Raw genomic sequence first — 4,127 nt, forward strand, 5'->3', positions numbered from 1 at the left:
CCGTGAGGGTGTAGGTGACGGTGAAGGCCCCGGCCGTGGCGTTGGCCAGCGTCACGGTGGGATTGGCAAGGGCCGGGTTGCTGAGGCCGGTGGCGGGGCTCCAGCGGTAGGTGACGCCCGGCACCGCCGGGGCCCCCAGCTGCGCCGTGCCGCCCGAGCAAATGGCCACCGCCGCGCCCGGCACCACGGTGGGCAGCGGCAGCACGGTCACCGTTACCTGGGCCGTGCCGGCGCAGCCGCTGGGGTTGGCCGCGCCGGTGATGACGTAGGGCGTGGTTTGGGTGGGGGCCACCACGAAGGGCCCCGGGCCGGTTTGGGTAGCGCCGCCGCCGGTGAGAATGTAGGGCCCCCCGCCGCTCACGCTCAGCGTGGTAGCCGCGCCCTGGCAGACGCTGAGCGTACCGGCCACGGCCAGCGCTGGGGCGGCCAGAATATTTACCGGTAAGCTCGTGGAGTCGGTGAGGCAGCCGTAGGCGGAGATGCCCCGGGCCACCAGCGTGCCGGTGCCGGCGGGGCCCCACAGCACCTGCACTGTGGGGCCCGTGGCGGGGCCCACCACGGTGCCGCCCGTAGCGCGCCAGCGGAAGGTGGCCGTGGCGCCGTTGGCGGTGTAGGCGTGCGCGGTTTGGGTGCAGGCGGTGGCGTCGCCGGCAATGGCGGTGGGGCCCGCGGCCCGCGTCACGGTGATGCGCAGCACGTCGGCCGCGGTTTTGCCGCCGCAGGCCACGTCGCGCACCGTCAGGGCCACGTCGTAGGGCGTGGCGCGGGCTTCGCCGCAGGCCGAGTTGTACACGAACGTGCCGGCCACGGTGCCGCTGCCGGTGGCCGTGGCCGTGCCCGTGAGGCTGCCCGCCGCCACCGTGCCCGGGCTGCCGTTAAAGGTGGCGTTGAAGCCGCCCGTGCCGTCGAGCAAGGAGCTGTTGGCGCTGAGCACCAGGGGGTTGCCCGCCGGCTGGGTGGCCGTGATGGGGATGGTTAGGGCCTGGCCTTCCTCGATGGTGTAGGCGCGGGGCAGCGTGACGGCCGGGGCCAGCGCCGGGGCCAGCGTGCTCGGGCACTGCGCCACCACCAGCTGCAAGTCGCGCCGCGTGGTGCCAATCAGCACCTCCCGCCCGTTGATGGTGCGGTACTCGGCCACGTCCACGGCCACCACGTACTTGCCCTGGTTGGCGGCCCCGTAGCGGGCCACGCCAGTACTGGCGTTCAGCAGCGCGAAGTTGCCGGCCCCAGTGCCAAACGGGTTGGCCTGCGAGTAGCCGGCGTAGTAGCCCACGGCCAGCGGCAGGGGCGGAAACAGCCGGGGCAGGTTCGAGCCCGAGCTGGCAAACTGCCCGTAGGGCGAGCCGAAGGAGTACACCAGCCGGTCGCCGTCGGCATCCACGGCGTTGTTGAGGCTGATGGTGGTATCGTTCTGGCACACAATGGCCACGGCCGTATCCGAAAACACCGGCGCGTGGTTGGGCAGCAGGGCCGGGGCCATGCTCGTGTACAAGGTCAGGGGCTGGTTGTTGTTGCCGGCGTTCAGGTTGGTCACGTCTAGGTTGCGGGCGCTGCGCGTGAACACGGCGTAGTAGCCGTCGAACGACACGGGCAGGTTCACCACGCCCACGAATTTCTGGAGCCGAAACGGCTGCTGGGGCCCCGTCACGGTGCAGCCCGCCACGCTGGGCGGCAGCAGTACCCGTGAGAGCGAGGTGGAGGCAATGCTCATCAGCCCGGGGGTGCCGCCCTGCGTCACGACGCGCGGGTAGTTGGTGGCCGTCAGCACAATCTGGGCCCCGGTGGTGCGGTTATAAATGCCCACGATGGCCTCGTTGTTGGGCTGGGCGGCCCTTGGCAGCGAGTTGTTGTAGATGGTCACCGTCAGCTCGTAGCGGAACGGCGCCGCGGCGGGCCCGTTGGCGTCGAGGTAGCGGTAGCTCATCTCGCCGCCCAGCAAGTGGGTGGCGCGCGCCGGCCCCGCCAGGCCCAGCACCAGCAGCACCAGGAGGGCCCCCAGGCCGCAAAACCGCCGAAGTAGCGTTGTCATCATATAAATGGACAAAAGCAGCGTGCAGAAAAAGGAAGTGCGAGCCGGCGGCTCCTATATCAAAACTGTTTCAGGAAGCTGTTCAGGTTAGTAAAACTGTCATGCTGAGCGCAGTCGAAGCATCCCTACTGCTTACTAATTATTGAGTACTGCTGCGGTAGAGATGCTTCGACTGCGCTCAGCATGACGGTCACTTCTGAATTTTCGGCTCTCCTTAAACAGCTTCATCAGTAGCAATGCATTGACTAGCAACTGACACCCAGTTATTCGCGCACCACGCGGCGCACGGCCACCTGGCCCTTGGCGTCGCGCAGGCGCAGCAGGTACAGGCCGGGGGCCAGGGCCCCCAGGTCGAGGGTGGCGTCGGTGCCGGGCGCCAGGCGCAGGGCCGTGCTGAGCAGGGTGGCGCCCAGCAGGTTCTGCACCTCGGCGGCGTAGGGGCCGGCGGCGGCGGGGTCGTCGAGGCGCAGGCGCAGGTGGCCGTCGGGGGTGGGGTTGGGGCCCACGGCCAGGCCGGGCAGGGCAGCGGCGGCCACGGTAGCCAGGGGCCGGGCCATTGGCACCACGGCGTAGTCTTCCACCTGGCCGTTGGTGGGGGCCTTGCAGGGCTGCGGGTCGCTGCCGGCGTAGTCCGTCACGAGGCGCAGGCGCAGCGGCTGGCCCAGCGGCGTTGTGGCGGGCAGCGTCAGCGAAAACGTGGGGTTGGCGGCGCCCAGGGCCTGGCCCACCAGCTCAGAAGTGGCAAAGGCGCCGTCGTTGTTCAGGTCGAGGTACGCGCGGGTGTCGTGGGGCAGGGTGCCGCCGGTCGTCACTTGCAGCGGGTAGGCCGTGCCCACCGCCAGGCTGGCCCGCCGGGTGCAGCTAAAGTCCTGGTAGCCCGCGCTGCCGTCGGCCGAGGCATTGTCGAGGGCCCCCAGGCGCACGCGCACCACGCCGTAGAGGCAGCAGTAGGCGGCGGTGGCGGGCGCGCACGCGGCGGCGGCGGGCGCGGTGCTGGTGTAGGTAATGGTGGTGGCCGCGCTGATGGCGTTGCCGTTGCCGTTGGCCACCGTGAGCTGCACCTGGTAGGTGCCCGCGGCGGCGTAGCAGTGGCTGGGGTTTTGGGCGGTGCTGGCGGTGCCGTCGCCGAAGCTCCACACCCACGAGGTGGGCAGGCCCTGGCTGGCATCGGTGAACTGCACGCAGCCCGAGCAGGTGGTGATGCCGTTGGTGGTGAAGGCCACCACTGGCGGCCCGGTGCTGGCGGCCAGCGTCACGGCGTAGTCCTCGTCCTGCGAGAACTGGGGCGTGGAGCACGGCGTGGGCACGGGGCTGTTGGTGTAGTCGGCGGCGATGCGCAGGCGCAGCGGCACTCCCGTGCGGGCCGTGGCGGGTGCGGCAAAGGTGGCGGTGTGCAGGCCCCCGGCCGTGCCCGTGCCGGTGGCCGGGGTGGCGGCCATGATCACCTCCGTCACGGGGTCGAACGCGCCGTCATTGTTGTAGTCAATCCAGGCCAGCACCGTCTCGTTGTTGTTGAGGCTGGTGCGCACCGCGAGGGTGTAGTTCTGGCCCAATGCGAGGGTAGTGGCCGTGGTGGTGCCGGGCGCGCGGCAGCTGTAGTCCTGGTAGCCATCGGCCTGCCCCTGGGTGGTGTTGTTAATGCTGCCCAGTGTCACGTTGAGGATGCCCATGTTGAAGGCCGTGACCGCGCCGGTTGCCGCGCCGGCCGGGCCCGGGGTGCAAGTGGCCGCCGCCGGGCAGGTTTGGGCGAGGGCCGCCGGGGCCCCCAGCGCCGCCACTACGGCAGCCGCAAGCAATGATTTCCAAGGGCGTACACCGTGGCGCATAAGCAGGAAGCAAAGGGTAGATTTTTTCCGTGGTTAAATGTAACCAATGGAACCGGGGCCCCCACCCGGGAGTCGACCAACGGGTGCCTTTTGTTGCTGGTTTTCCCAGCCGTGCGGGCTGGGGCCCGGCCGGCGCGGGCGCGCACCGTAGTTTTGGGCTTTCGTTTTCAGCGTTCGTTATGTCCCAAAAAACTGTGCTCATCACCGGGGGCACGTCTGGCATCGGCCGGGCCTGCGCCCTGGCCTTCGGCCGCGCCGGCTACGCCGTGGCC

Annotated in this window: 2 protein-coding genes; both read right to left on the bottom strand. The window is 69.9% G+C overall.

Annotation, left to right across the window (positions count from 1 at the left end; all coding sequences use genetic code 11):
- A partial coding sequence (locus BEN49_RS11765; RefSeq protein ID WP_141765652.1) for a hypothetical protein occupies window positions 1-2,032 on the bottom strand: 2,032 nt, incomplete at its 3' end.
- A gap of 260 nt (window positions 2,033-2,292) precedes the next feature.
- On the bottom strand, window positions 2,293-3,855 hold the full coding sequence (locus BEN49_RS11770) for a GEVED domain-containing protein (RefSeq protein WP_094123151.1): 1,563 nt from the start codon (window positions 3,853-3,855) through the stop codon (window positions 2,293-2,295).
- Between the last annotated feature and the right edge of the window lie 272 nt (window positions 3,856-4,127).

Origin of the sequence: Hymenobacter coccineus (assembly GCF_001816125.1) — a bacterium.
Lineage (GTDB): Bacteria > Bacteroidota > Bacteroidia > Cytophagales > Hymenobacteraceae > Hymenobacter > Hymenobacter coccineus.

Excerpts from the sequence above, each read along its gene's own strand:
- BEN49_RS11770 (WP_094123151.1), bottom strand. The coding sequence starts at position 3,855 with ATGCGCCACGGTGTACGCCCTTGGAAATCATTGCTTGCGGCTGCCGTA.